The 26,820-nt window shown below is 34.4% G+C and carries 29 protein-coding genes; 13 read left to right on the forward strand and 16 right to left on the reverse strand.

What is annotated here, in order from left to right; all coding sequences use genetic code 11:
• Positions 1-152 precede the first annotated feature (152 nt).
• The 12 genes from BM371_RS04460 to BM371_RS04515 all read left to right on the forward strand — a co-directional run bounded on the left by BM371_RS04460 (position 153) and on the right by BM371_RS04515 (position 12,047).
• On the forward strand, positions 153-1,292 hold the full coding sequence (locus BM371_RS04460) for an acyl-CoA dehydrogenase family protein (protein ID WP_034677367.1): 1,140 nt from the start codon (positions 153-155) through the stop codon (positions 1,290-1,292).
• 26 nt (positions 1,293-1,318) lie between these two features.
• On the forward strand, positions 1,319-1,816 hold the full coding sequence (locus BM371_RS04465; protein ID WP_034676290.1) for a DinB family protein: 498 nt from the start codon (positions 1,319-1,321) through the stop codon (positions 1,814-1,816).
• 201 nt (positions 1,817-2,017) lie between these two features.
• A complete protein-coding gene (locus BM371_RS04470) occupies positions 2,018-4,948 on the forward strand; it encodes a reprolysin-like metallopeptidase (RefSeq protein WP_034676292.1) in 2,931 nt (976 codons plus the stop codon).
• A gap of 208 nt (positions 4,949-5,156) precedes the next feature.
• The gene (locus BM371_RS04475; protein ID WP_034676294.1) at positions 5,157-5,624 is read left to right on the forward strand and encodes a pyrophosphohydrolase domain-containing protein; all 468 of its coding nucleotides are present in this window, start codon (positions 5,157-5,159) and stop codon (positions 5,622-5,624) included.
• A 43-nt stretch (positions 5,625-5,667) separates the two neighbouring features.
• Entirely contained in the window at positions 5,668-6,243 is a 576-nt protein-coding gene (locus tag BM371_RS04480; RefSeq protein ID WP_034677368.1) for a TlpA family protein disulfide reductase, read from the forward strand.
• Positions 6,240-6,845: a DUF4230 domain-containing protein gene (locus BM371_RS04485; RefSeq protein ID WP_034676296.1), complete on the forward strand. Its 606-nt coding sequence runs from the start codon at positions 6,240-6,242 to the stop codon at positions 6,843-6,845. Before BM371_RS04480 ends, BM371_RS04485 begins: the two co-directional genes overlap by 4 nt.
• Before the next feature lie 12 nt (positions 6,846-6,857).
• The gene (locus tag BM371_RS04490; RefSeq protein WP_034676297.1) at positions 6,858-7,040 is read left to right on the forward strand and encodes a hypothetical protein; all 183 of its coding nucleotides are present in this window, start codon (positions 6,858-6,860) and stop codon (positions 7,038-7,040) included.
• Positions 7,041-7,206: 166 nt separating this feature from the next.
• Complete coding sequence (thrS, locus tag BM371_RS04495) at positions 7,207-9,144, forward strand: threonine--tRNA ligase (protein ID WP_034676298.1); 1,938 nt, start codon at positions 7,207-7,209, stop codon at positions 9,142-9,144.
• Positions 9,145-9,286: 142 nt separating this feature from the next.
• Positions 9,287-9,787 carry a translation initiation factor IF-3 gene (gene infC, locus BM371_RS04500; protein WP_034676299.1) on the forward strand — a complete coding sequence of 167 codons (501 nt, stop codon included), beginning with the start codon at positions 9,287-9,289 and terminating at the stop codon, positions 9,785-9,787.
• A gap of 330 nt (positions 9,788-10,117) precedes the next feature.
• Positions 10,118-10,315: a 50S ribosomal protein L35 gene (rpmI, locus tag BM371_RS04505; protein WP_034676300.1), complete on the forward strand. Its 198-nt coding sequence runs from the start codon at positions 10,118-10,120 to the stop codon at positions 10,313-10,315.
• 116 nt (positions 10,316-10,431) lie between these two features.
• Positions 10,432-10,776: a 50S ribosomal protein L20 gene (gene rplT / locus BM371_RS04510; protein ID WP_034676301.1), complete on the forward strand. Its 345-nt coding sequence runs from the start codon at positions 10,432-10,434 to the stop codon at positions 10,774-10,776.
• A 95-nt stretch (positions 10,777-10,871) separates the two neighbouring features.
• Positions 10,872-12,047 (forward strand): M28 family peptidase, encoded by a 1,176-nt coding sequence (locus tag BM371_RS04515; RefSeq protein ID WP_034676303.1) that lies wholly within the window; start codon positions 10,872-10,874, stop codon positions 12,045-12,047.
• A gap of 20 nt (positions 12,048-12,067) precedes the next feature.
• On the opposite strand, the gene hisIE is transcribed toward BM371_RS04515, so the two are convergent.
• The 15 genes from hisIE to BM371_RS04590 all read right to left on the reverse strand — a co-directional run bounded on the left by hisIE (position 12,068) and on the right by BM371_RS04590 (position 25,578).
• Positions 12,068-12,658, reverse strand: coding sequence for a bifunctional phosphoribosyl-AMP cyclohydrolase/phosphoribosyl-ATP diphosphatase HisIE (gene hisIE / locus BM371_RS04520; protein WP_034676305.1), 591 nt, complete (start codon positions 12,656-12,658; stop codon positions 12,068-12,070).
• Positions 12,655-13,407 (reverse strand): imidazole glycerol phosphate synthase subunit HisF, encoded by a 753-nt coding sequence (gene hisF, locus BM371_RS04525; RefSeq protein WP_034677370.1) that lies wholly within the window; start codon positions 13,405-13,407, stop codon positions 12,655-12,657. Before hisF ends, hisIE begins: the two co-directional genes overlap by 4 nt.
• A 154-nt stretch (positions 13,408-13,561) precedes the next feature.
• Positions 13,562-14,275, reverse strand: a complete 714-nt coding sequence (gene hisA / locus BM371_RS04530; RefSeq protein WP_034676307.1) for a 1-(5-phosphoribosyl)-5-[(5-phosphoribosylamino)methylideneamino]imidazole-4-carboxamide isomerase — start codon at positions 14,273-14,275, stop codon at positions 13,562-13,564.
• Between the two features lie 2 nt (positions 14,276-14,277).
• Positions 14,278-14,856, reverse strand: coding sequence for an imidazole glycerol phosphate synthase subunit HisH (gene hisH / locus BM371_RS04535; protein WP_034676309.1), 579 nt, complete (start codon positions 14,854-14,856; stop codon positions 14,278-14,280).
• Between the two features lies 1 nt (position 14,857).
• Positions 14,858-15,952 carry a bifunctional histidinol-phosphatase/imidazoleglycerol-phosphate dehydratase HisB gene (gene hisB, locus BM371_RS04540; protein WP_034676311.1) on the reverse strand — a complete coding sequence of 365 codons (1,095 nt, stop codon included), beginning with the start codon at positions 15,950-15,952 and terminating at the stop codon, positions 14,858-14,860.
• 43 nt (positions 15,953-15,995) lie between these two features.
• A complete protein-coding gene (hisC, locus tag BM371_RS04545; RefSeq protein WP_034676313.1) occupies positions 15,996-17,030 on the reverse strand; it encodes a histidinol-phosphate transaminase in 1,035 nt (344 codons plus the stop codon).
• On the reverse strand, positions 17,017-18,309 hold the full coding sequence (gene hisD / locus BM371_RS04550) for a histidinol dehydrogenase (protein ID WP_034676315.1): 1,293 nt from the start codon (positions 18,307-18,309) through the stop codon (positions 17,017-17,019). The genes hisC and hisD overlap by 14 nt, the downstream gene beginning before the upstream one ends.
• A 1-nt stretch (position 18,310) precedes the next feature.
• Positions 18,311-19,168, reverse strand: a complete 858-nt coding sequence (gene hisG, locus BM371_RS04555) for an ATP phosphoribosyltransferase (RefSeq protein ID WP_034676317.1) — start codon at positions 19,166-19,168, stop codon at positions 18,311-18,313.
• Positions 19,169-19,418: 250 nt separating this feature from the next.
• Positions 19,419-20,519 (reverse strand): glycosyltransferase family 4 protein, encoded by a 1,101-nt coding sequence (locus BM371_RS04560; RefSeq protein ID WP_034676320.1) that lies wholly within the window; start codon positions 20,517-20,519, stop codon positions 19,419-19,421.
• Complete coding sequence (locus BM371_RS04565; protein WP_034676322.1) at positions 20,516-21,292, reverse strand: polysaccharide deacetylase family protein; 777 nt, start codon at positions 21,290-21,292, stop codon at positions 20,516-20,518. The genes BM371_RS04560 and BM371_RS04565 overlap by 4 nt, the downstream gene beginning before the upstream one ends.
• Before the next feature lie 3 nt (positions 21,293-21,295).
• Positions 21,296-22,225: a glycosyltransferase family 2 protein gene (locus tag BM371_RS04570; protein ID WP_034676324.1), complete on the reverse strand. Its 930-nt coding sequence runs from the start codon at positions 22,223-22,225 to the stop codon at positions 21,296-21,298.
• 1 nt (position 22,226) lies between these two features.
• Positions 22,227-23,399 (reverse strand): glycosyltransferase family 87 protein, encoded by a 1,173-nt coding sequence (locus tag BM371_RS04575; RefSeq protein WP_081874548.1) that lies wholly within the window; start codon positions 23,397-23,399, stop codon positions 22,227-22,229.
• 31 nt (positions 23,400-23,430) lie between these two features.
• A complete protein-coding gene (locus tag BM371_RS04580) occupies positions 23,431-24,243 on the reverse strand; it encodes a 2,3,4,5-tetrahydropyridine-2,6-dicarboxylate N-succinyltransferase (protein ID WP_034676329.1) in 813 nt (270 codons plus the stop codon).
• 99 nt (positions 24,244-24,342) lie between these two features.
• Positions 24,343-24,945 carry a methyltransferase family protein gene (locus BM371_RS04585; protein ID WP_034676331.1) on the reverse strand — a complete coding sequence of 201 codons (603 nt, stop codon included), beginning with the start codon at positions 24,943-24,945 and terminating at the stop codon, positions 24,343-24,345.
• A gap of 57 nt (positions 24,946-25,002) precedes the next feature.
• Entirely contained in the window at positions 25,003-25,578 is a 576-nt protein-coding gene (locus BM371_RS04590) for a C40 family peptidase (protein ID WP_051882776.1), read from the reverse strand.
• Positions 25,579-25,725: 147 nt separating this feature from the next.
• Between BM371_RS04590 and BM371_RS04595 the strand changes: the two genes are divergently transcribed.
• Complete coding sequence (locus BM371_RS04595; RefSeq protein ID WP_034676333.1) at positions 25,726-26,376, forward strand: hypothetical protein; 651 nt, start codon at positions 25,726-25,728, stop codon at positions 26,374-26,376.
• A 57-nt stretch (positions 26,377-26,433) separates the two neighbouring features.
• Here BM371_RS04595 and BM371_RS04600 read toward each other — a convergent pair whose 3' ends face one another.
• The gene (locus tag BM371_RS04600; RefSeq protein WP_034676335.1) at positions 26,434-26,811 is read right to left on the reverse strand and encodes a hypothetical protein; all 378 of its coding nucleotides are present in this window, start codon (positions 26,809-26,811) and stop codon (positions 26,434-26,436) included.
• Between the last annotated feature and the right edge of the window lie 9 nt (positions 26,812-26,820).

A 26,820-nucleotide genomic window follows, 5' to 3' on the forward strand; every position in this document is an offset into this window, starting at 1 on the left:
TTCCTAAAACGAATGATTGTTATTAATGTTATGTTAATTCGTAAAATGTAATTTATTGAAAATTAAATGATTAATCTTGAAATTTAATCTTGTTTATAAATTATTTTTGTATTTCCGCAATTTAAGTATCTTTGGGAAATAACGATTATAATATGAATACAGAAACGATGAACAACATTAAAATGATAGCGGAAACAGCAAAAGAATTTGCTGAGAAGAATATCAGACCTAATATTATGGAGTGGGACGAAAGTCAGACTTTTCCTAAAGAACTTTTTCACCAATTGGGGGATATGGGTTTCATGGGAATTGTAATTCCTGAAGAGTATGGAGGTTCTGGTCTTGGTTATCACGAATATGTTGCTATTCTGGATGAAATTTCTCAGGTTGACCCATCGATTGGTCTTTCGGTTGCAGCACACAATTCACTTTGCACCAACCATATTTACGAATTCGGAAACGAAGAACAAAGAAACAAATGGCTTCCTCAACTGGCTACTGGAAAAGTAATCGGAGCTTGGGGATTAACAGAACATAATACAGGTTCGGATTCCGGAGGGATGTCTACAACTGCGGTGAAAGATGGTGACGAGTGGATTATCAACGGAGCTAAAAACTTTATCACTCACGCAATTTCAGGTGATATTGCGGTTGTAATGACAAGAACAGGTGAAATAGGAGCAAAAAATAATTCAACGGCATTCGTTTTAGAAAAAGGAATGGCTGGTTTTACTTCCGGAAAAAAAGAAAATAAGCTTGGCATGAGAGCTTCAGAAACTGCTGAACTTATTTTTGATAATGTTCGTGTACCCGATTCTCACAGATTAGGTGAAGTAGGTGAAGGTTTCAAACAGGCGATGAAAATTCTTGACGGTGGTAGAATTTCTATTGCTGCTTTAAGCTTAGGTACGGCAAGAGGAGCTTACAAAGCTGCTTTAAAATATGCTAAAGAAAGAAAACAGTTCGGAAAATCGATCTCTGATTTTCAGGCAATCAATTTTATGTTAGCAGATATGGCAACTGAAATTGATGCTGCAGAATTATTGATCCAAAGAGCTTCTACTTTGAAGAATGCAAAGCAGAAAATGACAAGAGAAGGTGCGATGGCAAAACTGTATGCATCTGAAGCTTGTGTAAGAATTTCTAACAACGCGGTTCAGATTTTTGGAGGTTATGGTTATACAAAAGATTTCCCTGCTGAAAAATATTACAGAGATTCTAAGCTTTGTACCATCGGAGAAGGAACTTCAGAGATCCAGAGACTGGTTATCGGTAGAGATATTACGAAATAATTTTTTTAATTTTTAAATTTACACAAATGATTAAACAAGCGTTATTAGGCGAGTTTCTGCATGAAGCAGAAAGCACAAGAAAACTTTTAAAAGCAATTCCGGACAGTGCTTTAGACTGGAAACCTTCTGATATTAACTGGACGACAGCTCAGCTGGCTTCTCATATTTCGGAAGTTTATAATTGGTTTGAAGGAACTTTTAATCAGGATGTTTTCGATATGGGAACATATACTTATGATAAAGGAGATGTTTCTAAGGCTGAAAATATTGTTGCCAAGTTTGAAGAAAATGTTGCTAAAGCTCAAAAAGTAATAGAAAATTCAGACGAAAGCACTTATTTTAATGAATGGAAAATGGAGATGAACGGAAATTCACTCTTTCCTCCTATGCCGAAAGTTCAGGTGATTCGCTCGTTTTTGTACAATCATTTGTATCACCACAGAGGTGAATTGGTGGTTTATTTAAGATCCACGGGAAATAAAGTTCCGGGATTATACGGACCTACTGCCGATGATAAATTTTAAAAAATTTTAAATATATCACAAACTGAATAGCACACGTATTTTGCGTGTGCTATTTTCATTTTAGAGTGAAATATGATTATTGTGTATTTAATGCATTGCATATTGATTTGTGTTGAAACTCTAAAATATTCTTAAATAATTTTGTTTTTCGTAAATATTTTTTCTTTAGCTTTGATATTCCATAATCAAAAATAGATTTATATGAAAAAACAACTATTGGTGATTGGAATGCTTGTTTCGGGCATTTCATTCGCACAGACCGATCGTCTTTGGTCTGAAACATTCACAAAAGCAAATTCAGAAATTTTCGAAAACAAATCAGCGATTAGCAATCCGAGAATCTACAGTTTAGATATCAACGGACTGAAAAACGCTTTGGCAAAAGCTCCTAAAAGATTAGCGGTTGGCGAAAAGTCCGAAATCATTATTTCTTTCCCAAATTCAGAAGGTAAAATGGAAAGCTTCAAGGTAAGAGAGAATTCAAATTTTGACCCTCAACTTGCCGCAAAATATCCTGATATCAAATCATATGTCGGAGAAGGTCTTGAAGATCCGAATTCTACTGTTTACTTCAGTATTTCACCGCTTGGTTTATCATCCATGGAAATTTATGGTGACAAGTCTGCCGTTTTTATTGAACCCTTTACGAAAGATCTTTCAACCTATGTTGTTTACAGAAAATCCGACAAAAAAGATAACTTAAACAAATTTGAATGTACGGTGATTGATGTTGCACAAAAAGGCATTTCAGGTACAGATAATCTTGCAGCAAGACCAAATGCGGATGATGCTAAATTAAGAACATTCAGGCTGGCTTTGTCCTGTACGGGAGAATATACGGCTTACTTTGGAGGTACAAAAGCAAACGCTTTAGCTGCAATGAACAATACAATGACTCGTGTAAACGGGGTTTTTGAAAAAGATTTTTCGGCAAGAATGGTTCTTATTGCCAATAATGATGCGGTAATTTATACAAGCGCTTCGTCAGATCCTTATTCGGCGGCTTCAGGAATGAGTAACTGGAATTCACAATTGCAATCTACTTTAACTTCAGTTATAGGTGAAGCAAATTATGATGTCGGACATTTATTCGGAGCTTCGGGAGGTGGAGGAAATGCAGGTTGTATCGGTTGTGTTTGTGTGAATGGTTCAAAAGGCAGCGGTTATACTTCTCCGGCAGATGCGATTCCTTCTGGAGATAATTTTGATATTGATTATGTCGCCCATGAATTAGGACATCAGTTCGGAGGAAATCATACTTTCTCAATGAGTAATGAAGGAACAGGCGTAAATATGGAACCTGGTTCAGGATCAACAATTATGGGATATGCCGGAATTACAAGTCAGGATATTCAGGCGCATTCGGATTCCTTCTTTCATGCCATCAGTATTCAGCAAATTACGGATAACATTAAAGCTAAAACCTGCCCAACAAGTACAAGTACAGGGAATTCGATTCCTACAGCAAATGCCGGTTCAGATTATACAATTCCGAAAGGAACACCTTTTATGCTGACAGGCTCCGGAACAGATGCAAACGGAGATTCTTTAGCGTATATCTGGGAACAGATGAACAATGCTTCTTCTTCACAAACGGGAGCGAGTTCGGCAGCAAGTGCTACAAAAGCATCCGGTCCTACTTTCAGATCTTGGACTCCTACAGTTTCACCTACAAGATATTTCCCGAGAATGGCTTCAGTTTTAACGGGAGCAACCACAACGGCAGGTTCGGAAATTACGGTTGAAGCTTTATCAAATGTTGCAAGATCTTATAACTTCAGATTTACCGTTCGTGATAACCGAGCCGGAGGTTCAGGAAATAATTCTGATGATGCAGTAATTACGGTAAACGGAACAGCGGGACCATTCAGTGTAAGTTCTCAAAATACAGCAACGACTTATACGGGAGGAACTTCTCAAACCATAACATGGAATGTTGCAGGAACTACAGCAAATGGTGTAAATACAGCCAATGTAGATATTCTTTGGTCTACAGACGGCGGAAATACATGGACTACCCTACTTTCCGGAACTCCGAATGATGGTTCACAAGCGGTAACAATTCCAAATGCTTCTACTACAACAGGAAGAATTATGGTAAAAGGTTCGAATCACATTTTCTTTGATGTAAATAATGCCAATATTACTGTAAATGCAGGTTCGGGAACTACGGATACTACTCCACCGACTGCTCCGACTTTAGCAGCTTCAGGAACAACTTCCACCACCACGAACCTTTCTTGGTCAGGTGCAACAGATAATGTAGCTGTGACTGGTTATGATGTTTATCAAGGTTCATCTTTGATTGGATCTACGGCTTCAACTTCTTACACGGTAACGAGTTTAACGCCTTCAACAACGTATAGTTTCACTGTTAAAGCTAAAGATGCGGCAGGAAACAATTCCGTTTCAAGCAATACGGTTTCTGTTGCAACACTTGCAGGAAGCACGGTTACTTATTGTTCGGCAACAGCAACCAACACTTCGGATGAAAGAATCGGAAATGTAAAATTCGGAACAATTAACAATACTTCAACTGGAACTGCTGGTTATGAAAACTTTACTTCAGTTTCAACTAACGTTACAAGAGGTTCGGCTTATACAGTTTCTGTAACTCCGGTTTGGACTTCAACTAAATACAACGAAGCTTATGCTGTTTATATTGATTATAACGGAGATGGCGATTTTACAGACAGCGGAGAGTTAGCCTGGACAAAAACAGGTTCACAGACAAATCCGGTAACAGGAACAATTACCATTCCTTCGACAGCAACCGTTGGAACAACAAGAATGAGAGTAATGATGCAGTACAATTCAGTTCCTTCATCTTCTTGCGGTTCTTATACGTACGGACAGGTTGAAGATTATACCTTAAATATTGTTTCATCAGGAAGAGGTGATGATTTTGTAACTAAAGATCTGATTACTGATCTTAAATTATATCCTAATCCTGCAAAAGATGTTTTAAATGTTTCAAATACGGCAAGTGAAGATTACAAAATCTTCGATATGGGTGGAAAACTAATCAATTCAGGAAAACTTCAGAGAGGATCTGTGAATGTAAGTGGTCTTGTGAAAGGTGCTTATATGATTCAGGTGGGAGAAATCACCAAAAGATTTATTAAAAACTAATTATCTTCTTAATTAACCTTGAGAAAGAAGGCTGTCTGGAAACGGACAGCTTTTTGTTTTGAGGTTCGGGTTTCAAGTTCCGAGCTATACAGTCTGTGTTAATTCGAATCTCAAATCTTGTAACTTTTTTAAGTAATTTAATTAAACAATAATCAGACATATTTTCTCATTTCTAATTTTTATATTTGCCTTAAATTAAAAAAAATTCATGGATAAAATTGACAGCCTGAACCAAGTAGCAGAATTCCACACAACCTTTAAAGCTCCTATTTTAGATACTCCGCAAATTCCTTCACCGGAAAGATGTAATCTTAGAGTTGAACTTTTGCAGGAAGAATTAAACGAATTAAAACAAGCCATTGCAGATAATAATATCATAGAAATTGCAGATGCGTTGTGTGATTTGCAGTACGTTTTGAGTGGTGCGGTTTTAGAATTCGGATTAGGCAATAAATTTGTAGAGTTATTTGATGAGGTTCAGCGCTCGAACATGTCTAAAGCTTGTGATAATGAAGAGCAGGCTCAGGAAACTGTTGAGTTTTATGCAGCGAAAGAAGTAGAATCTTTCTATGAAAAATCAGGAGAAAAATTTAATGTTTACAGAAAAGCAGATCATAAAGTTTTGAAAAACAAATACTACTCTCCTGCAGATTTAAAAACAATAATTGAAAAATAGATGAAATCAAAGATTCACAAATACAATGAAAAATACTAGAAATATGATTTGTAAAAAAATTATTACGAATATTTTTACCGTTACGGTTTTAGCGTTGACCACACAGCAGTTTTCAGCCCAGAAAGCTGTGGTAAACCGTGAAGTAGAAACCAACGACGGCAAAATGCTTTTGGGAGCACAGTTGAAAGACCAGTTCGTTAAAGAGCCCTATTCACAATGGTATACAAAAGAATTTAACGAGTACCAAATGGACGAAAAAGCGGTAAGTGAGCTGAAAAAAAACAAAATTACAGCTTATGATCTTGTGGTTTTCATGGGAACGTGGTGCGAAGACAGTCATCGTGATTTCCCCAGATTGATGAAGATTTTAGAAGAAGTAAAATATCCGGATTCAAGATTGACGATTATTGCGGTGAACCGTAAGAAAGAATCTCCAAACGGCGAAGAATCTAAATATAATATTTCTAAAGTTCCTACGATCATTGTTCAAAAATATGGCAAGGAAATTGGAAGAATTATCGAGATGCCGACAACAGGCTACATCGAAAGGGATCTTGTTGAGATTCTGAAAAAAGATGATTCATCGGTCATCAAGGAAATATTTAAAAAAGAAAATTGAAAAATTTAAGATTACTTATTCCATTTATTGCGGGAGTTTTGCTGATGCTGATTCTGTTCTTCAGTTTCAGATCTTGTTTTAAGCCAACCGAAAAAACTGAGAAGTCAGATTATTATATTCTGACCAATCAGATTTCTAAAATGAATAAAATGGTTGTTCTGGAACAGGATTTTTCCGCCATGCAGAAAACAAAATTCGGCTATGAATTCTTAGGAAAAGAAATGACAAGCAACAGTATTATTACATATACTAAAACCAATGCTCAGGTTTCCTATGATTTAAACAAGATGAAAATGGAAGTTGATTCGATCAACAAAAAACTGATTATCAGAGAGCTACCCAATGCAGATATCAGAATTACGCCAAGTGTGGAAATTCAGTCTGTCGATGATTCTTTCATCAACAGAATTTCTGAGAAGGATATTAAAAATGTTCAGAATAAGGCTAAACAAACAGCCATTAAATCGGTGGATCAGAATAAGCTGAGAAGTGAAGGCCACCAACAATTGATGGAAAATCTTAACAATATTTTCGTTTTGGCAAAGGCTTTGAATTATAAAATCGAAGATCAGACCGGGAAACTCGGCGTTCTTGGACTTTAAAAATTCAAAATTATGGATTCAAAAGACGATAACAAAAAGAAAGAATCTGCCAATTCAGCAGAAACAAAAAAGCAAAATGAAGATTTTCGGGATATTCCGGCGTCTTCAGAAAAACAAAACCCTTCTGATGTAGATAAAGAAGATGTTCAGAAATCTTCGAAAAACAAATCAGGAAAAACAGATAATACTAAGTGAGAGCTTAGTATTTTTTTTGCAAAAAAATTGTAAATTTTTTTGCAAAATTAATTTTCACGAACGTGAAAATTCAAAATAAATTGCATTTTTAATGAAATATAACGTCAGTATTTTTTAAAGATGTAAAAAATGCGTATTTTTGCAACTTAAAATTTCTTAGTAAACAATGATAAAAATTACACTTCCAGACCAGAGCGTCCGAGAATTTGAAGGAGCAGTTACTCCATTAGATGTGGCAAAATCTATTAGTGAGGGATTGGCTAGAAACACCATTTCCGCAGTTGTAAACGGTACACAAGTAGAAACGACCACACCTATAACCACAGATTCTACGTTGCAGCTTTTGACCTGGAATGATGATCTTGGAAAGAAAGCTTTCTGGCATTCTTCTGCCCATCTTTTGGCGCAGGCAATCCTTGAATTTTATCCAAATGCTAAGTTGACCATCGGTCCTGCAATTGAAAAAGGATTTTATTATGATATAGATTTCGGCGACGAAAGTTTATCTGAAAAAGATTTCGAAAAAATCGAAAAGAAAGTTTTAGAAAACGCTAAAAAAGGTTCTACCTTCTCATTATATCCGGTTTCAAAAGAAGAAGCTTTAAAAGTTTATGCTGATAATCCTTACAAAGTTGAGTTGATTTCAAATCTTAATGACGGAGAAATCACTTTTGTAACACACGATAATTTCACAGATCTTTGTCGTGGTGGTCACATTCCGAATACAGGAATTGTGAAGGCAATGAAGATTTTAAATGCTGCAGGAGCTTACTGGAGAGGAAATGAGAATAATCCTCAGTTAACAAGAGTTTACGGTATTTCTTTCCCTAAACAGAAAGATTTGACAGAATATCTTGAGCTTTTAGAAGAAGCTAAAAAGAGAGATCACAGAAAATTAGGTAAAGAATTAGGAATTTTTGCTTTCTCCGAAAAAGTAGGTGCTGGTTTACCACTTTGGTTACCAAAAGGAACTGCTTTGAGAAAGAAACTTGAGAATTTCCTTTCTGATGCTCAGAAAAAAGGTGGTTATGAATTTGTAATGTCTCCTCACATCGGAGCAAAACAGTTGTATGTAACTTCCGGACATTGGGATAAATACGGGGCAGACAGCTTCCAGCCGATTAAAACTCCAAATGAAGGAGAAGAATTTATGCTGAAGCCGATGAACTGTCCGCATCACTGTGAGATTTATAAAACTTCACAATGGAGCTATAAAGATTTGCCTAAAAGATATGCAGAATTCGGTACTGTTTACCGATACGAGCAAAGTGGAGAACTTCACGGCTTGACAAGAGTTCGTGGATTTACTCAGGATGATGCGCATTTATTCTGTACTCCGGATCAGCTGATGGATGAATTTAAGAAAACCATTGACCTGGTTCTTTATGTTTTCGGTTCATTAGGTTTTGCTGATTTTACGGCTCAGATTTCATTAAGAGATCCTGAGAATAAAGAAAAGTATATCGGTTCAGATGAAAACTGGGAAAAAGCAGAAACAGCGATTGTAACTGCGGCTACAGAGAAAGGTCTGAATACAGTAACTGAATATGGTGAAGCTGCATTCTACGGTCCGAAACTTGATTTCATGGTGAAAGATGCGTTGGGAAGAAAATGGCAGTTGGGAACCATTCAAGTGGATTACAATTTACCGGAAAGATTTGACCTTACTTACATCGGTAACGACAACGAAAAGCACAGACCTGTAATGATTCACAGAGCACCATTTGGTTCTATGGAACGTTTCATTGCAATCTTACTGGAAAATACTGCAGGAGATTTCCCATTGTGGCTGGCTCCGGATCAGTTTATCATCTTGCCAATCAGTGAAAAATATGTAGATTATTCTAAAAAAGTTTCACAACTTTTAGAAAATCACGATATTAGCGGTCTGATTGACGACAGAAATGAAAAAACGGGTAAAAAGATCCGTGATGCCGAATTGAAGAAGATTCCGTTTATGTTGGTGGTAGGTGAAAATGAGGAGAAAGATGGCACAATTTCTGTAAGAAGACGTGGCGAAGGTGATTTGGGAGTGATGAATCTGGAAGATTTTGTAGCTTATTTTAAAGAAGCTTCAAAAACCGGATTTGAATATCAGGCTTAAATCAAAAAAATATTCTGAGTAGATTAAATTTTGCTCCGAATAATGATAAAAAATAGAAAGTTAACCAATAAAATTTAATACAATAGCACAACGATTTAACAACAGAGGCCCACAAAGACGTCCTGTACAAGAGGATGCACACATGATTAACGATAAGATTCGCGTAAGAGAACTTCGTTTGGTGGGCGATAACGTAGAGCCGGGAATTTTCCCTATCGATAAAGCAAGACAGATTGCTAAAGAACAGGAACTTGACTTGGTGGTCATTTCAGATAAAGCTGAACCATTTATTGCAAGAATATTAGACTATAAAAAGTTTTTATACGAGCAAAAGAAAAAGCAGAAAGAGCTTAAAGCAAAACAAATCAAAGTGGTTGTAAAGGAGATCCGTTTCGGACCTCAAACTGACGAGCACGATTATGATTTTAAAAAGAAACATGCTGAAAAGTTTTTGGAAGAAGGTTCTAAACTGAAAACATACGTTTTTTTCAAAGGCCGTTCTATTATCTTTAAAGATCAGGGTGAGATTTTACTTTTGAAACTTGCTCAGGAATTGGAGCACGTAGGTAAAGTAGACCAATTGCCTAAACTTGAAGGTAAGAGAATGATTATGATGATGAGTCCTAAAAAACCGGCTAAATAATCTATATTTACAGTCATTGATTCTAAAGTTCAGGCTTTAATTTCTGATGATTTACGATAAACAAAAAGAGATTTTCTGAGAAAGTCTCTTTTCGTATTATTATTTTTCGTAATTTTGCACACCGATTATCTGCGTGAGGGATAGCAATGAAAAGCCCACAGCAAGCGATGGAAATGTTGCTGAGCGAGGACTTGCAATGAATAGCCCGACCCGAATGAGTGAATGGAGCGAAGCGGAATGAACGAGTGAGGGACACGCCCAAAAAGCTAATAGCCATAAGCTTTTAGCAAATAGCCAAGTATTGATAACAAAAACATAAAAAAGCAAACAATGCCAAAATTAAAAACGAAATCAGGTGCTAAGAAACGTTTTGCTCTTACCGGAACTGGTAAAATCAAAAGAAAAAACGCTTACAAAAGCCACATCTTAACTAAAAAAGAAACGAAGCAGAAGAGAAATCTTACTACTACTTCTTATGTAGCTAAAGTGGATGAGAAAAGCGTTCAACGTCAATTAGCAATTAAGTAGTTTTTATAAATCCTTTATTCGGTTTATAAGAATAACAATTCAAAATTTTAACCCTGAAACGGTGCACCAAAGAGCAACAAATTTTGCCGCCCTTTTCAAAAAAAACAATTTAAATTATGCCAAGATCAGTAAATGCCGTAGCTTCTAGAGCTCGCAGAAAAAAAATCATGAAACAAGCTAAAGGTTTTTTCGGTAGAAGAAAGAACGTTTGGACTGTTGCTAAAAACGCGGTACAAAAAGCAATGCAATATGCTTACCGTGGTAGAAAAGAGAAAAAGAGAAACTTCAGATCACTTTGGATCATGCGTATCAACGCTGGTGCAAGAGAGCACGGAATGTCTTACTCTCAGTTTATGGGGGCTCTTAAAAAGAACAACATTGAGCTTAACAGAAAAGTTTTAGCTGATTTAGCAATGAATCACCCTGAAGCTTTCAAAGCAGTTGTAGATCAAGTAAAATAATGTAAAATATTTTGTTATCAATATAAATCCTGAGTTTTTTGCTCGGGATTTTTTTATTATCTACATTTGCTTAATATTAAAGTATCTTATTTAAAGTGAAAAAATTAAAAGGTCTTCTGCTCCTATCCTTAGCATCATACAGTTTACAGGCACAAAGTTTTATTCCGGCTTATCAGACGAGAGCCAATCAGGTTACCCAAACCAATATTACCAACCTTTTGCAGGATTTTGCGAATCTCGGTGTAAAAACGACAGGCTCAACAGCAAATACCAACACACTGAATTGGCTTAAAGCTAAATATCAGACTTTCGGTTATGATGCAAGCCAGATTTCAGAGGATATTTTCACTTACGGAAGTACGACTTCAAAAAATTTAGTGATTACTAAAACAGGAACTGTTTATCCTAATATTTATGTTATTATCTGTGGACATTATGATACGATTACAGGTCCCGGAGTAAGTGATAACGGAAGCGGAACCTCTATACTTCTGGAAGCCGCAAGAATTTTAAAAGATGTTCCGACTGAATACTCTGTGAAATTTATTCATTTTTCAGGTGAAGAGCAAGGCTTGGTGGGAAGCACACATTATGTAAACAATGTTGTTTTTTCTAATAATGTTCGTCAACTCAATTTAAAGGTTGTCTTCAATATCGACCAGGTTGGTGGAAAAATTACAAATCCGAGCAATACGATTGTTTGTGAAAGCGATCAAAGTTCAGCGGGAGGAACGGCGAATAATGCGCCATCGTTAGCAATGACTCAGCAATTAGCAAATTGCACGACTCTCTACTCTCCTCTTCAGACTACAATGTCAAATGCTTATGCATCAGATTATGTACCTTTTGAAGCGAAAGGAGATATTATTACAGGATTTTACGAAACTCCCGTTAGTGGAAACCAACATACAGCAAATGATACTTTTGCCAATATTGATCCAACCTATGTTTTCAATGTCGGAAAAGCCGCAGTTGGAGCTTTGCAGCATTTTGCGGTGGCAAGCTCTGTTTTAGGAACGAAAGAAAGTGATTCAAATAAGTTAGAATCAATAAAAATCTATCCTAATCCAGCCAAAGATGTTCTGAATGTTGAGATTCCTTCTAATATCAGAAATTTCAGTGTAGAGATTAATGATATGAGTGGAAAATTAATTTCAGCATTTGAAAATGAAAGAAAAATTAATGTTTCTAAGTTGTCAAAGGGAGTTTATATGTGTACTGTAAAATCTGATGGAGAAGCGATTACGAAGAAAGTAATTATCGATAAATAACAAAACCTGCGAAAGCAGGTTTATTTGTTTCTTTCCAAAAGGATTTTTTCAATATCTTCCAATGAAAAATTCTTAACTTTTAGTAAAATTAAATAATGATAAAGCAGATCTGCAGCTTCGTTTTTGAACAGGGTGTCGTTATGATCTTTAGCTTCAATTACCAATTCTACAGCCTCTTCTCCTACTTTTTGAGCTACTTTATTGATCCCTTTTTGAAATAAAGAATAGGTATAAGAGTCTTCAATTTTTTCATCAATTCTCTGGCTGATCTTCGCTTCCAATTCATAAAGAAAACCTTTAGAATTTTTGTTTCCGAAGCAGCTGAAACTTCCGGTGTGACAAACTACATTTTCAGGAATGGCTTTGATTAAAATGGTATCCTGGTCACAATCTATATCAATGCTTTTTACCATTAAAAAGTTTCCTGATTCTTCTCCTTTTGTCCAAAGTCTGTTCTTTGAACGACTGAAAAAGGTGACAATTCCTTCATTTTTTGTTTTTTCAAAGGCTTCCTCATTCATATACCCCAACATAAGAACTTGCAACGTTCTGTTATCTTGAATAATTACAGGAACTAAACCGTCATTATTTTTATTAAAATTAATTTTCATCGTATGACTATTTTTTTAGATTTTAATTCATTTTTTAAATCATGAATTTTAACTTCTTGAAAATGAAAAACACTTGCTGCTAAAGCTCCTGTTGCTTTTGTCTGATTAAAAACTTCTTCAAAATCTTCAATATTTCCGGCTCCACCAGAAGCAATTACAGGAATATTTATGTTTTCAGAAATTAATTTGGTTATTCTCAGATCAAAACCATTTTTTGTTCCGTCTCCGTCCATTGAAGTCAGGAGAATTTCTCCGGCTCCCAATTCTTCTGCTTTTTTTGCCCAATCTAAAGTTTTTAAGTGGGTAATTTCTCTTCCTCCTTTTATATGAACCCAATCAGATTCATTTACAAATCTTGTATCAATGGCAACAACAATACATTGGCTTCCAAATTCTTTAGCTAAATCAGAAATCAACTGAGGATTTTTAACCGCAGACGAATTAATACTGATTTTATCCGCTCCGGCTTCCAACAATTTTCTCACATCTTCAATCGTTGAAATTCCGCCACCTACAGTGAAAGGAATGCTGATTTCATTTGCAATTTCTTTCACTAATTCAACAAATGTTTTTCGTTCTTCAATCGTGGCGGTAATGTCAAGAAAAACCAATTCATCAGCACCTTCTTCTTCATATCTTTTTGCCAGTTCTATTGGATTGCCTGCATTTCGAAGCCCTTCAAAATTGATTCCTTTTACTGTTGTTCCATTTTTTATATCCAGACAAGGGATGATTCTTTTTTTTAACATGCTCATTAAATTTTTTGATAGGATTTTATCCTATCCTTTAGAAAATCGTCCCTTCGGGACTCACAGAAAATTTTTGATTTTCTAAACTTATGTGCTCTTTTATAAAGAGAATTATTAAAACTCTTCTGTGACTTATGTGTTAAAACTTTTGTGGTTAAACAAAATTCCGTAATTCTTTCAATTCAATTTTCCCCTCATAGATAGCTTTTCCGATAATCGTTCCCGAGCAACCAATCTCTTTCATCTTGCATATATCTTCCATGCATGAAATTCCGCCACTTGCAACGAGTTGAATGGAGGTTTGGCTTAAGATATCTTTATATAAATCGGTTGAAGGTCCTTCCAGCATTCCGTCTTTTGAAATATCGGTGCAGATTACATTTTTAATTCCTTTTTCCTGATATTGAATAATAAAATCAATGACATCCTGATTACTTTCTTCCAACCAACCTGAAGTTTTTATTTTTCTATTATCACAGTCAGCTCCTAGAATAATTTTTTCTGAGCCATATTTTTCAATGAGATCAAAACAAAACTCAGGATTTTGAACAGCAATACTTCCAATTGTAATTTGTTTCGCTCCGGAATTAAAAGCAATTTCAATATCCTGTAATGTTTTTAATCCGCCTCCGAAATCAATTTGTAAAGAGGTTTCTTTTGCAATATTTTCCAACACTTTTTGATTGACAATATGCTTGGATTTCGCACCATCTAAATCAACTAAATGCAGAAATCGGATTCCAAAACTCTCAAACTCTTTGGCAACTTCAACAGGATTTTCGTTGTAAATTTTCTTCGTTCCATAATCACCTTTAGACAGACGAACACATTTTCCATCAATAATATCAATCGCAGGGATAATTTTCATGCTTACAATTTTAAAAAGTTATTTAATAATTGACTTCCGATTTTTCCTGATTTTTCTGGGTGAAACTGCATCGCATAAAAATTGTCTTTTTTCAAGGATGCACTGAAAGGTAAAATATAATCACAAACAGAAGTTGTACTCTCGGATAATTCGCAATAATAGCTATGAACAAAGTATAGGTCGCTCTCTTCTTCAATTTCTGAAAACAGATAAGATTTAAAATCTGAAATCGTATTCCAACCCATATGCGGAACAATATCTTTTGCTGGAAATCTCTTGACATTAATATCGAAAATTCCCATTCCGACTGTATTTCCTTCTTCGTTGTTTTTACACATCAATTGCATTCCCAGACAAATTCCCAAAACAGGCTGTTTTAAAGTTGGAATTAATCGATCCAAGCCTTTTTCTTTTAAGTTTTTCATGGTAGAAGACGCTTCTCCAACTCCCGGAAAAATAACTTTATCTGCCTTTTGAATGATTTCAAAATCATCAGTAATTATTGAGTTTACATTCAATCTCTTCAATGCATTTTGGACGGAATTGACGTTTCCCCCGTTGTATTTTATAATGGCAATCATTTTACAAGCTTCCTTTGGTTGACGGTAAATTAAAATTCTGATCTGATTGGTTAACTGCCATTTTTATAGCTTTTGCAAAAGCTTTAAAAATAGATTCAATCTTGTGATGTTCATTTTCTCCTTCTGCTTTAATATTGACATTACATTTAGCTGAATCTGTGAACGACTTAAAGAAATGTTCAAACATTTCGGTAGGAACATCACCAACTTTTTCACGTTTTAAATTTGCATCCCAAACCAACCAAGCACGTCCTCCAAAATCGATGGCAACCTGTGCCAAGCAATCGTCCATCGGAAGCAGAAAACCATATCTTTCAATTCCTTTTTTCTTTCCTAAAGCTTTCGAAATAGCTTCTCCTAAGACAATTCCTGTGTCTTCAATCGTGTGGTGCTCATCAACATGCAGATCTCCATTTGCTTTGATTTTTAAATCTAAATTCCCGTGTTTGGAAATCTGTTCAAGCATATGATCAAAAAAATGTAATCCGGTTGAAATATCAGAATTTCCGCTTCCGTCAAGATTGACTTCAATTTCGATGTCCGTTTCATTTGTTTTTCTTGAAACCTTAGCTTTTCGTGGAATATCCTTTAAATATTGATAGATTTCATTCCAATTTTCTGTTGTCAGCTCTGCATCATCATTCTGAATTGGATTAATGAAAATCGCTTTTGACTTTAAATTTTTTGCGAGTTGAATATCAGTCAGTCGATCTCCGATGACGAAAGAATTTTCAAGATCATAATCTCCGTAAATATATTTTCCCAACATTCCGATTTCTGGCTTTCTTGTCGGTAAATTCTCATATTCAAAACTTTTATCAATCAAAATATCATTGAAAACAATACCTTCATTTTTAAATGCATGCAACATCTTTTCATGAGGCTTTATAAAATTTTCATAAGGAAAGTTTTCAGTTCCCAAACCATCCTGATTGGTGACCATGACCAGTTTAAAATCTAGTTCTTTAGCAATTTTCGAGAGGTTTTGAAAGACTCCGGGATAGAATTCAAGTTTTTCCAAAGAGTCCACCTGAAAATCCGTTGGTGGTTCTGTAATTAAAGTTCCGTCGCGGTCTATAAACAATACTTTTTTCATTTCTAAACAATTGTTAATCTGTTATTTTTCTGCTTGCTCAAACCTATATGGTTTTGCATTGTTTTAAAACTTTGATTAATTGGGTATTTTCTTCTCTATTTCCTACATTAATTCTGATACAGTTTGGAATTTGTGGACTTCTTTTGCTGGTCAGAATTTCGTTTTCCAATAACTTTTTATATACTTTTTCCACATTTTCAAATTCGATCAGAAAGAAATTAGCATGAGTTGAATATACTTTCTGAACACAATTTATCGCTTCAAATTCATTTTTGAGCCAGGAAATTTCAATTAAAGTATTTTCTATATTGTTTTTTGTAACTTCTTGTTTTGTAATTGTTTCAATTATTTTATTTAAACTTAAAGCATTAACATTGTAAGGTGATTTCACTGTATTTATCAGCTTAATGATTTCCTTAGAGGAATACGCAATACCTACTCTCGCTCCTGCCATTCCCCAAGCTTTTGAAAATGTTTGAAGAACAATCAGGTTGGGATATTTCTCCAATAATTCAGTACAGGATTTTTTTCCTGAGAATTCTATGTACGCTTCATCAACAACAACAATTCCATTAAAATTTTTAATATAAAATTCAACGTCTTCTATAACGTTTCCGGTTGGATTATTGGGTGAGCATAAGAAAAAAACTTTAGGCTTAAATCCTGCTGAAATTTTAAGAAAATCATTTTTTACAATCTCGAAGTTTTCGTTTAAATCAAGTTTTATCACCTTATTTTCATTGATAGAAGCATAAAAACCATACATTGCAAATGAAGGGTTCATTATTAAAATGGAGTCTTTTTTAGGCTCACAAAAAATCTTTACAATCAAATCAATCAATTCGTCACTGCCATTTCCGACTGCAATCTGATCTGTTGAGATATTCTTTATTTCAGAAAGCTTTTGCTTTAATTCTTTCTGCGTAGAATCAGGATAACGGTTCAGTTCTCCAAACGGACTTTCATTGGCATCCAGCAAAACAGGATTTTTAAATTCATTATGATCTCTAAAACTGATGTAAGGCTGCAGTTCTAAGATATTTTTTCTTACTAAACTATTGATATTAAATTCTTTCATTTTCTTGTTTTAATCTGACACTTACGGCATTTTTGTGTGCAAATAATCCTTCTGCTTCTGCCATGATTTCTATTGTTTTTCCTAAATTTTGAAGTCCTTTTTGGGATAGATTCTGAAATGTGATTTTCTTCACAAAGCTATCTAAGGAAACTCCACTATAATTTTTTGCAAAACCGTTTGTCGGAAGGGTGTGATTGGTTCCGCTTGCGTAATCTCCCGCACTTTCACAAGAGTAATTTCCAAGGAAAACCGAGCCTGCATTTCGAATTTTTGGAATGTAATTTTCAAAGTCTTCCATAGCTAAAATCAAATGTTCGGGAGCGTATAAATTGCTGAATTCTAAAGCTTCATCGATCGTATTTAGCAAAATAAAATGGCTGTTTTCTAAAGCTTCTTTTGCCAATTCATTTCTGGGAAGTACTTTAAGCTGTTTTTCCGTTTCTTCAATGGTTTTATTAAAAATTGTTTCATCTGTTGACAGGAAAATAACCTGACTGTCACTTCCGTGCTCTGCCTGAGAAAGCAGATCTGCCGCACAGAACTCAGGAATGGCTTTTTCATCTGCAATGATTAGTACTTCACTTGGTCCGGCCGGCATATCAATGGCAACGTTATAATTTTGAGCAAATTCTTTTGCTGCGACAACATACTGATTTCCTGGTCCAAAAATTTTATAGACATTGGGAATACTTTCCGTTCCTAAAGTCATTGCTGCAACCGCTTGTGCTCCACCTGTTTTAAATATTTCAGTGATTTCACAAAGTTTTGCAGTATACAGAATGGCTGGATTGATATTTCCATTTTTATCAGGTGGTGTACACAATATAATTTCTTTACAACCAACTAATTGAGCAGGAATGGCAAGCATTAAAACCGTTGAAAATAAAGGCGCAGTTCCTCCCGGAATATAAATTCCTACTTTTTCGATTGCTCGATTTTCTCTCCAACAGACAACTCCTTTTGTAGTTTCAATTTTTTCTGTTTCAGTAATTTGTGAAGCATGAAATTTTGTAATATTATTTTTTGCCTGTTGAATAGCGTCTTTTAATTCATTACTGATTAAGCTTTCTACATTTTCTATTTCTTTTTCGGAAACTTTAATACTTTTAATTTCAACTCCATCGAACTTTTTATTTAAGTCTAATAAAGCCTGATTGCCATTTCTTTCAACTTCTTTAAAAATATCAGCAATCAATTCTGTCAATTTTTCTCTTTGTAAAACAGGTCTTTTCACTAATTCCGGCCAAGCTTCTCTTTGAGGATATTTATTAATTTTCATACTAAATCACCATTTTATCGATTGGAATTATCAAAATATCTTGTGCTCCTTTGTCTTTTAGCTCATCGATCACTTCCCAAAACCGTTCTTCATCAATCACAGAATGAATACTGCTCCAGCCTTTTTCAGCTAAAGGAATTACAGTAGGACTTTTAAGAACGGGAAGGGTTTTTGAAATGAGATCAATTTTCTCATTCGGAACATTCATCAGGATATATTTTGAATTTTTTGCTTTTAAAACCGCTTTAATTCTGAAAAGAAATTTTTCTAAAATGGATACTTTTTCCGCACTTAATTGTGATGTTTTTGCCAGTACAGCTTCCGATTTTAAAAGCGTTACTGTTTCTCGCAATCCGTTTTTAAATAAAGTGCTTCCTGAGCTTACAATATCACAGATTCCATCGGCTAGACCAATATTGGGAGCTATTTCAACCGAACCTGAAATCACGTGAATATCAGCCGAAATATTATTTTTCTCAAGAAAATTTTTAAGGGTATTTGGATAAGATGTAGCAATCTTTTTTCCTCGAAAATACTTGATATCATCCGTTTCAATTTCTTTCGGAATGGCTAAGGAAACCCTGCATTTTGAGAAACCTAAAGGTTGGATAATTTCAATATTTTTTTGTTTTTCGACTAAAAGATTTTCGCCGACAATGGCAATATCCACCACTCCGTCTTCCAGATATTGAGGAATATCTGAATTCCGTAAATACATGATTTCCATGGGGAAATTGTCTACAGAAACTTTAAGCTGATCTTTTCCGTTGTTGATGAAGATTCCGCAGTCTTTAAGGAGCTGAAGAGATTCTTCGTAAAGCCGTCCGCTTTTTTGTATCGCTATTTTTAATGTACTCATTTCACTTTTGTTGTGTCTGAGCAAATAAAAACGGTTGAATTGAAAAAATTTCCCGGGATAAATTTAGAAACAAAAAAACCGTCTATTTACTCAGACGGTTTTTAATTATTTTGATTTTTAACATAGTCATATATCAACAATTCCGTCTAGCAGAGATGATGATAATAATGATGTACTGTTAAAAAATTCGGTTTCATTGTTGAAATTTTGTGGTACAAATGTAGGATTTATTTTTAAACTGCCAAGGATTTTACGAAATAATTTTTTTGTAAAGGGTCATCAATTCGTTGGCAATTGGCTCGTCATTAAACTTCTGAACAAAGTCAAAGCCCTTATCAGCACGGCGTGTTCGTTCGGATTCATTATCCCATAAAAATTTTATTTTTGATTGAATATCTAAATAACTATTGGGATCAATGTAAACCGAATCGGGGCCACCTGCTTCGGGAAGACAGCTTGTGTTACTTGTAACAGTCACAGTTTTTGAGAAAAGTGCTTCTATTACTGGGATTCCGAAGCCTTCAAAAAAACTTGGATAGACAAATATATCTGCTATTTTGTAAACAATAGCCAGCTCATCCATTAAAACTCCTTCCAGGAAATGAACCTGCTTTTCCATTTTATTTTTCTGAATAAAATTCGTTATTTTCTGGAAATACTTTGTTTTTTTTCCAACAACAACTAAAGGAATTTCGGTGCCTTTTATAGCTTTAACAACGTTCAAAAGATTCTTACGATCTTCTATTGTTCCAACGTTTAAAATAAACCTTTCCGGGAGATTGAATTTTGACCTTGTCTGTTGAATAAAATCATCAGATTGCTGTTCTTTAAAAGCTTTATGACAACCTTGATAAATCACTTCAATTTTGCTTTCCGGAACTTTTAAAAACTGGATGATATCTCGTTTTGTCTGTTCTGAAATCGCAATTATTTTATCTGCGGAATTTGCCGCTTTTTTAAATTTCCAAAGATGAATTTTACGGTCAAAGAAGGAATAATATTGAGGGTATCTTACAAAAATAAGATCATGAATCGTGACGATTTTTTTGATTGGTTTTTTGTCCCATCTTAATGGTAATTCACCCGATAATCCATGAAAAATATCCGCATTTTGTTTCTGCGCATCTTTACCCGTTTTGAATTGACGGGCCATACTTCCTTTAGACGTTTCAACAAAGTGAACATTTGGATTTTCTAAAATATCAGCTCCTCTTTCTGACTTATTTTTATTTAACAGAATATATTCGTTTTCAGGAAAATATTTTGATAAAATTCTTATCAAATCGCGGGAATAATTCCCTAAACCTGAGGTATTATGAAAAAATCTTTTGGCATCAAATGCTATTTTCATGATTCAATTTGTTTTTGAAATTCCTGAAATGTTCCAAATGAATAATTTTTACTTTTCAGCCAAGAGATGAATTCATCAAAACGCTCCACCATATCTTTTCCTGAATTTTTTACGGTAAAACCAGGTAATTTAAATGCTTCCTCTTTAATTTCTGCAAACTCCCACGGATGGAAATAAATATTCAGATAATTGTCTTTTTTTAAAGTATCTGAAGCCAGTTTTTTATAGAAAGATAAAGGGAAATTGTGAAAACTCAACCAAAACAACGGAATTCTGAAATTCGGAGAAACAGAAGCCGGAATTTGGGTTACTTTTCCTTCTTTAAAATACGTTCTGGAAACTTTCAAATTATTATATCTTCCAGGAAGAAAGGTCGGATTGATCGAGGAATTGTAAGAATATCCCGCATTTTCAACCGCATTTTTGCTTACAGGCATCATTCTCGGCATTCGTAATCCTGTCACTTTTGTAGAAAATAATTCTTCAAGCCTGTCTTTCGAGTCTTTTAAATGTTTTTCCTCAAAATCGGAATGAAACCAAGTGTGAGAAGCCAATTCATGGCCTTCATTCAGTAATCTTTCAATTAAATGCTTGCTGTTTTCTGCAAAAACTACCGTTGAAAAAAAAGTTGCTTTCGTACTATGCTTTTTAAGAATATCCAAAATTCTTTCGAGTCCGGTTTGTGAGATTGAGATCTGCTTTTCAAAGGAAATTTCACCTTTGTATTCTAATGGCATATCAAATTCTTCGATGTCAAAACTTAATAAAACCATTGATTAAAAATTTTTATTTTTTATAATATAATTAGGTCTTTCTTTTACCTGTTTAAAGATTTTGCCTAAATAAATTCCTATAATTCCTAAAATAATCAATTGTAAACCTCCAAAGAAAACAATTGTCATGATTAATGATGCCCAACCTGAAATTTCTGTTTTTGCGATGAATGCATATAAAACATACAAACCATAACCTATGACTGAAATTCCCGAGAATAAAAATCCTAAATAAGCTGCAATATAAAGCGGTTTTACACTGAATGCTGTGATTCCTGTAAAGGCAAAAGTGATCATTTTTTTCAGGTTATAACTGCTTTCTCCAGAAGACCTTTCGTTGGCTGTAAACTCAATTCCTATTTGTTTATAGCCCATCCAGCTTGTTAATCCTCGTAAGAACAAGTCGTCTTCATTGAAACTTCTTATGACTTCCACCGCATTAGCATCCATCAATCTGAAATCTGAACCACCGCCTTTCGTTAAATTGACATCCGATAAACTTGATAAAATTTTATAAAAAAAATCGGATGTTTTTCGTTTAAAATAAGATATCTGTTTAGGATATGTTCTTACCGTGAATACAATATCATAACCCTCTTCCCATTTTTTTATCATTTCAGGAATGAGTTCGGGAGGATGCTGAAGATCGCCATCCATTGAAATGACTGCATTTCCGTGAGCATTATCCATCCCGGCTTTTACGGCAGGTTGATGACCGAAATTTCTTGAAAACTCAATGAATTTTACTTCGTCGTATTTTTTGGAAAGTTCTTCCAGCTTTTGCTGGGTTTTGTCACGGCTTCCATCATTCACAAAAATAATTTCAAAACCATAATCGGGCATATCATCAAAAACTTCTTTAATTTTCTGATGAACTAAGGCTACGTTTCCTTCTTCGTTATGGGCAGGAATGACTATAGAAATTTTTTTCATTTTATGAATTCAGGCTATAATCTTTTTCGAAATTTTTTGTCAGAAGCTCATAGATTACTCTCAACCAAATGACGATGCAAGGTACAGCTTTTAAAGAATATTTTTTGATGTAATTTTCTTTTACAAATTTCGGAAACAAATCTGACGTTGAAAAACAGGTGAAAATTATCACAAAGATCAATAATCCAATAATAAAAGGAGATCTTTCTTTCTGAAGGAAAAACCAGATCATTACTCCAACAACTGCAATAATGTACGTTGGAGATTCTGAACTTGAGCTGAACAACACCAAAAACAGTAAAGTAGAAGCTAAAATCATCAACTGGAAAGCGTAATTTTTGTATTGCTTAATTCTAACATAAGGTATCGCAAAAAGAGGTAAACCAAATGCCAGAAAAGCAAGATTTGAAATTGAAGGGTCACCTGCAATTCTTCTCACAACCCCCATTAAAGAAATATCCTGATACGATGTCAGTCCCTGATTCTGTCCGTTTTTTTCAGAGAGTGACTGATACCAGTCTGCGTAACTCTGCAATACAAATGAAGGACTCGAATACAGCATCGGAATTACAAAAAACAGCAGTGCAATTACAATTCCTGAAAGAATATATCTCCCTTTATTTTTAATAAAGAAAAACTGGGAAAGCCCTAAAATACCATATATTTTTACAAAAAAACCAACTAACATCGCTCCCACTGATTTTGCTTCTTTGTTTTCATAAATATAAATCGCAGCAAGCATCAGAAGAGCAACAAGCGCAATATTAAACTGAAAATAAAGTGATGAAGTAATGTACTCCTGCAAGCAGAATAAAGCAAATAAAGCTTTTTTCGGATCTGAAAAAGGCAACTTTTTAATCGCGTAAAGAAATATCAAAGTATTGGCAACATTCCATAAACAAATTCCCAACCAATCCGGCATTAATGCAAAAGGAGCAATCAGAAGGCTGAAAAATATCCCATAATGATTAGAGTCCTGGAAAAGTTCAGGGTATTGCAGATAAAGATTTTTCTCATTAATTGTATTAAAAAATACATTTTTAAAAATCAGATAATTGTTGATTGCATGATCTCCTTTAGAAAACTTCGATAACGCCGTTACAACAGATATAATAAGATAAACCCCAAAAATATATTTGGGGTTTAAAAGTATTTTAAGAAATTTTTCTTTCAAGGTTGTGGTTATTAGTTAAATGAAAAAAAAATTAAACAGCAACGTTATTTTCTCTTAAAGCATCATTAAGAGACGTTTTTTTATCTGTAGATTCTTTTCTCTGACCGATGATCAAAGCACAAGGAACCTGATATTCTCCCGCAGGATATTGTTTGGTATAACTTCCCGGAATTACCACTGAGCGAGCAGGAACTCTTCCTTTAATCTCGATCGGCGTTTCTCCTGTAACATCAATAATTTTTGTTGAAGCCGTCAAAACAACATTTGCTCCCAATACTGCTTCTTTTTCAACATGAACTCCTTCTACAACGATACATCTAGAACCGATAAAACAGTCATCTTCAATAATTACCGGTGCAGCCTGAAGCGGTTCTAAAACACCACCAATACCAACACCACCACTCAGGTGAACATTTTTACCGATCTGTGCACAACTTCCAACTGTTGCCCAAGTATCAACCATTGTTCCGGAATCTACATAAGCACCGATATTTACATATGAAGGCATCATAATTACACCAGGAGCAATATACGCTCCTTCTCTTGCAATTGCATGAGGAACAACTCTCACTCCTTTTTCAGCATAATTTCTCTTCAAAGGCATTTTATCATGAAATTCAAACGGACCTACTTCAATAGTTTCCATTTTCTGGATCGGGAAATACATTACGACCGCTTTTTTTACCCATTCATTCACCTGCCATCCGTTTTCTGTAGGTTCTGCTGTACGAAGTTCACCTTTATCAACCAAAGAAATAACCTCTCTGATCGCCTTTTGGCTATCTTCATTCTGCAATAATTCTCTGTTGTCCCAGATATTTTCAATAGTTTGTTGTAACGACATAATTATGTTTAAAATTTGTTAAAAAATCGTTGCCAAATATACAAAAAAGTTAGACAAAATATTTTCGGTTTTTATCTGATAGAGCTAATTTTTTCTTCATTAAATCAGTCTTCTCACCTTCTTTTTATACTCCGAATAATACGTTCCGTGTTGTTTTAAGAGAAATTCTTCTTCCAATCTGATCTGGATTTGAATTAAAATATTGGATATTATAAAAAAGCTTAATGAAATGAATGTGGGTAAAGTCATGAATAATCCGGTTAAACTCATAAGCATGCCCAGAAAAATCGGGTTTCTGGAATATTTAAAAAGTCCTGTCGTGATTAATTCTGTTTTAAGTTCTTCATCAATACCTATCCGCCATGAATTTTCCATCTGAAACTGAGCAATAAGAACCCATATTAAACTTAAAATCATTAAAGACATTCCAAAATACTTGATTGTATTGTTCTCTAAAAAATTGATACTACAATTTTGTAAAATAGAATAAGGAAAGAAGAAAAACACAACGGTGTAAATAAAAAGAAATAATAAGGTCAGCTTAAAATATCTCCCGATCAATCCGTATGCAGAATCATCTTCCGGAAGAACATTCGGATTTTTCCCGATCTTTTTTGAAACAATAAAACTTTTTCCGAAAAATGCTGTCAAGAAAAATAATATAAAAAATAAAGGAATAAAAACGCTGATAAAATCTGTCATAAATAATAATTTCTGACAAATGTAAAGTTCATTTATATGCAACTCTATTGCAAAGTTTTATAAAACTCTCTGAGCGTGAAGATATGCTTTGTTCCAGTATTTTTCGTTTAAAGAAGAAATAATGACCCCTTTTGAAGTGGATGCATGAATAAATTTCACTTCGCCGTCATTTTCAATAGTGTGAACAATTCCAACGTGAGAAACACGACTTCCACCTGAGGTAGCAAAGAATAACAGATCACCTGGTTTTACGGTTTTAATATCAATTGATTTTCCTGCATCTGCCTGATCAGATGATCTTCTTGGAAGGCTGAAATTGTTTTCCTGAAAAACTTTCACGGTAAACCCGGAACAATCGAAGCCTGATGAAGAATTGCCTCCAAATTTATAAGGTGTTCCCAAATATCTTTCGGCATCCTTCAATAAACTTTTTACAGAACCAGTCACTTTGCCATCGAAATCAGAATCGAGTCTTCTTAAATTATCAGATTTAACGACTGTTTTTGAAGGTCTTTTTTTCGAATCAGCTACACTTTTAGAGCTTCCGCAAGAGATGATTATTGCTGAACTTAAAGCTAATACAGCAAGTTTTTTATATAATTTAATTTCCGAAAAGCATGTTCTCTTATTCATTTGAAAATCAATTAGATATTTATTCGATACAAATATAAATTAAATTTTTTAATTATACAATAACTATACTACAACTATACTTTAATTATATATAAAATAATGTTTAATCTCATTTTTTATTTCTATATTTGAAATTCTTTTAGAAAAATGGCAACTTACGAAAGCTTTATAAAGCTCAACGGAGCAATCGGTGATCTGGTTTTTTATAATCTGAACGGTAAAAACATTGTCCGGAAAAAAAGCGGGTTTAATAAAACAGCGTATAAGAAAAGTCCGACTTATGAAAAAGTCAGGCAAAACAGTTCGGAATTTGGGCATTGCTCAAAAGTGGGAAAATTAATCCGTTCATGCATATCGAAATATATTGAGCTGGCTGAAGATGCCCTACTCTATCAAAGATTTGCTAAAGTAATGACTGAAATCAAAGATTTAGATTCGGAGCATGAAAAAGGTAAAAGAACGGTAAAATCAGGTTTAAAAACTTCAAATGGTAAAATCGTATTGCAAAATTTTCAGTTTGGAAACATTCCTTGTTTTCATCAGGAAGCTCAGGTTCTTTTAGGGTTATGGGATAAAAGTCTGCACTTAGACAAAAATACTATTGCTGATGAAATAATGATTGTGAGTATCAAAATCGATTTTGAGAATTATCTTACCGAATTTTTTGAAGAAAAAATAAAACTGACAGAAAATCAGAGTGATGTCGTTTTTGAAAATCATTTTGGAGAAGAAAATATGGTGATTCATTTTGTGGCCGCAAAGAAAAATTCACAGGTTATCAAAATGGGATTTGTTTAAATAAAAAATCGGCTGCAAACTTTGTTTGCAGCCGATTCTGATTTATAATAGTTGAATCTATTTTGTTTTATTTATTTCCCCTTTCCAGGTTCCGCTTCTTACAGGGTTTGGAGATTCGTTCGTCCAGTTTCCGCTGCCTTTTCCTTCTACATCTAAAGTTCCTGTAAATTTACCATCTGCAGGTAAAACCAAGTCAGCCGTCAATTGGCCTGAACTGTTCAGGAAACCTGAAATATTGTAATTTTCGTTATTGGTTTCAGAATGCATTGTTCCTGTTACTTTACCATCACTTGCCACTACGAAGTTCCAAACGCCTTTGTCGCTTCCTTCATAAGTTCCTGACCAGGTTCCGATATAATCGTAAAGCGTTTCATCGTTTGATGAGCATCCAATCAGTGAGAAAATAGTCAATAAAAGTAAAAAAAGTTTCTTCATAGTTTACAA

The sequence above is a fragment of the Chryseobacterium formosense genome (assembly GCF_900116415.1).
In the GTDB taxonomy this organism is placed as follows: domain Bacteria; phylum Bacteroidota; class Bacteroidia; order Flavobacteriales; family Weeksellaceae; genus Chryseobacterium; species Chryseobacterium formosense.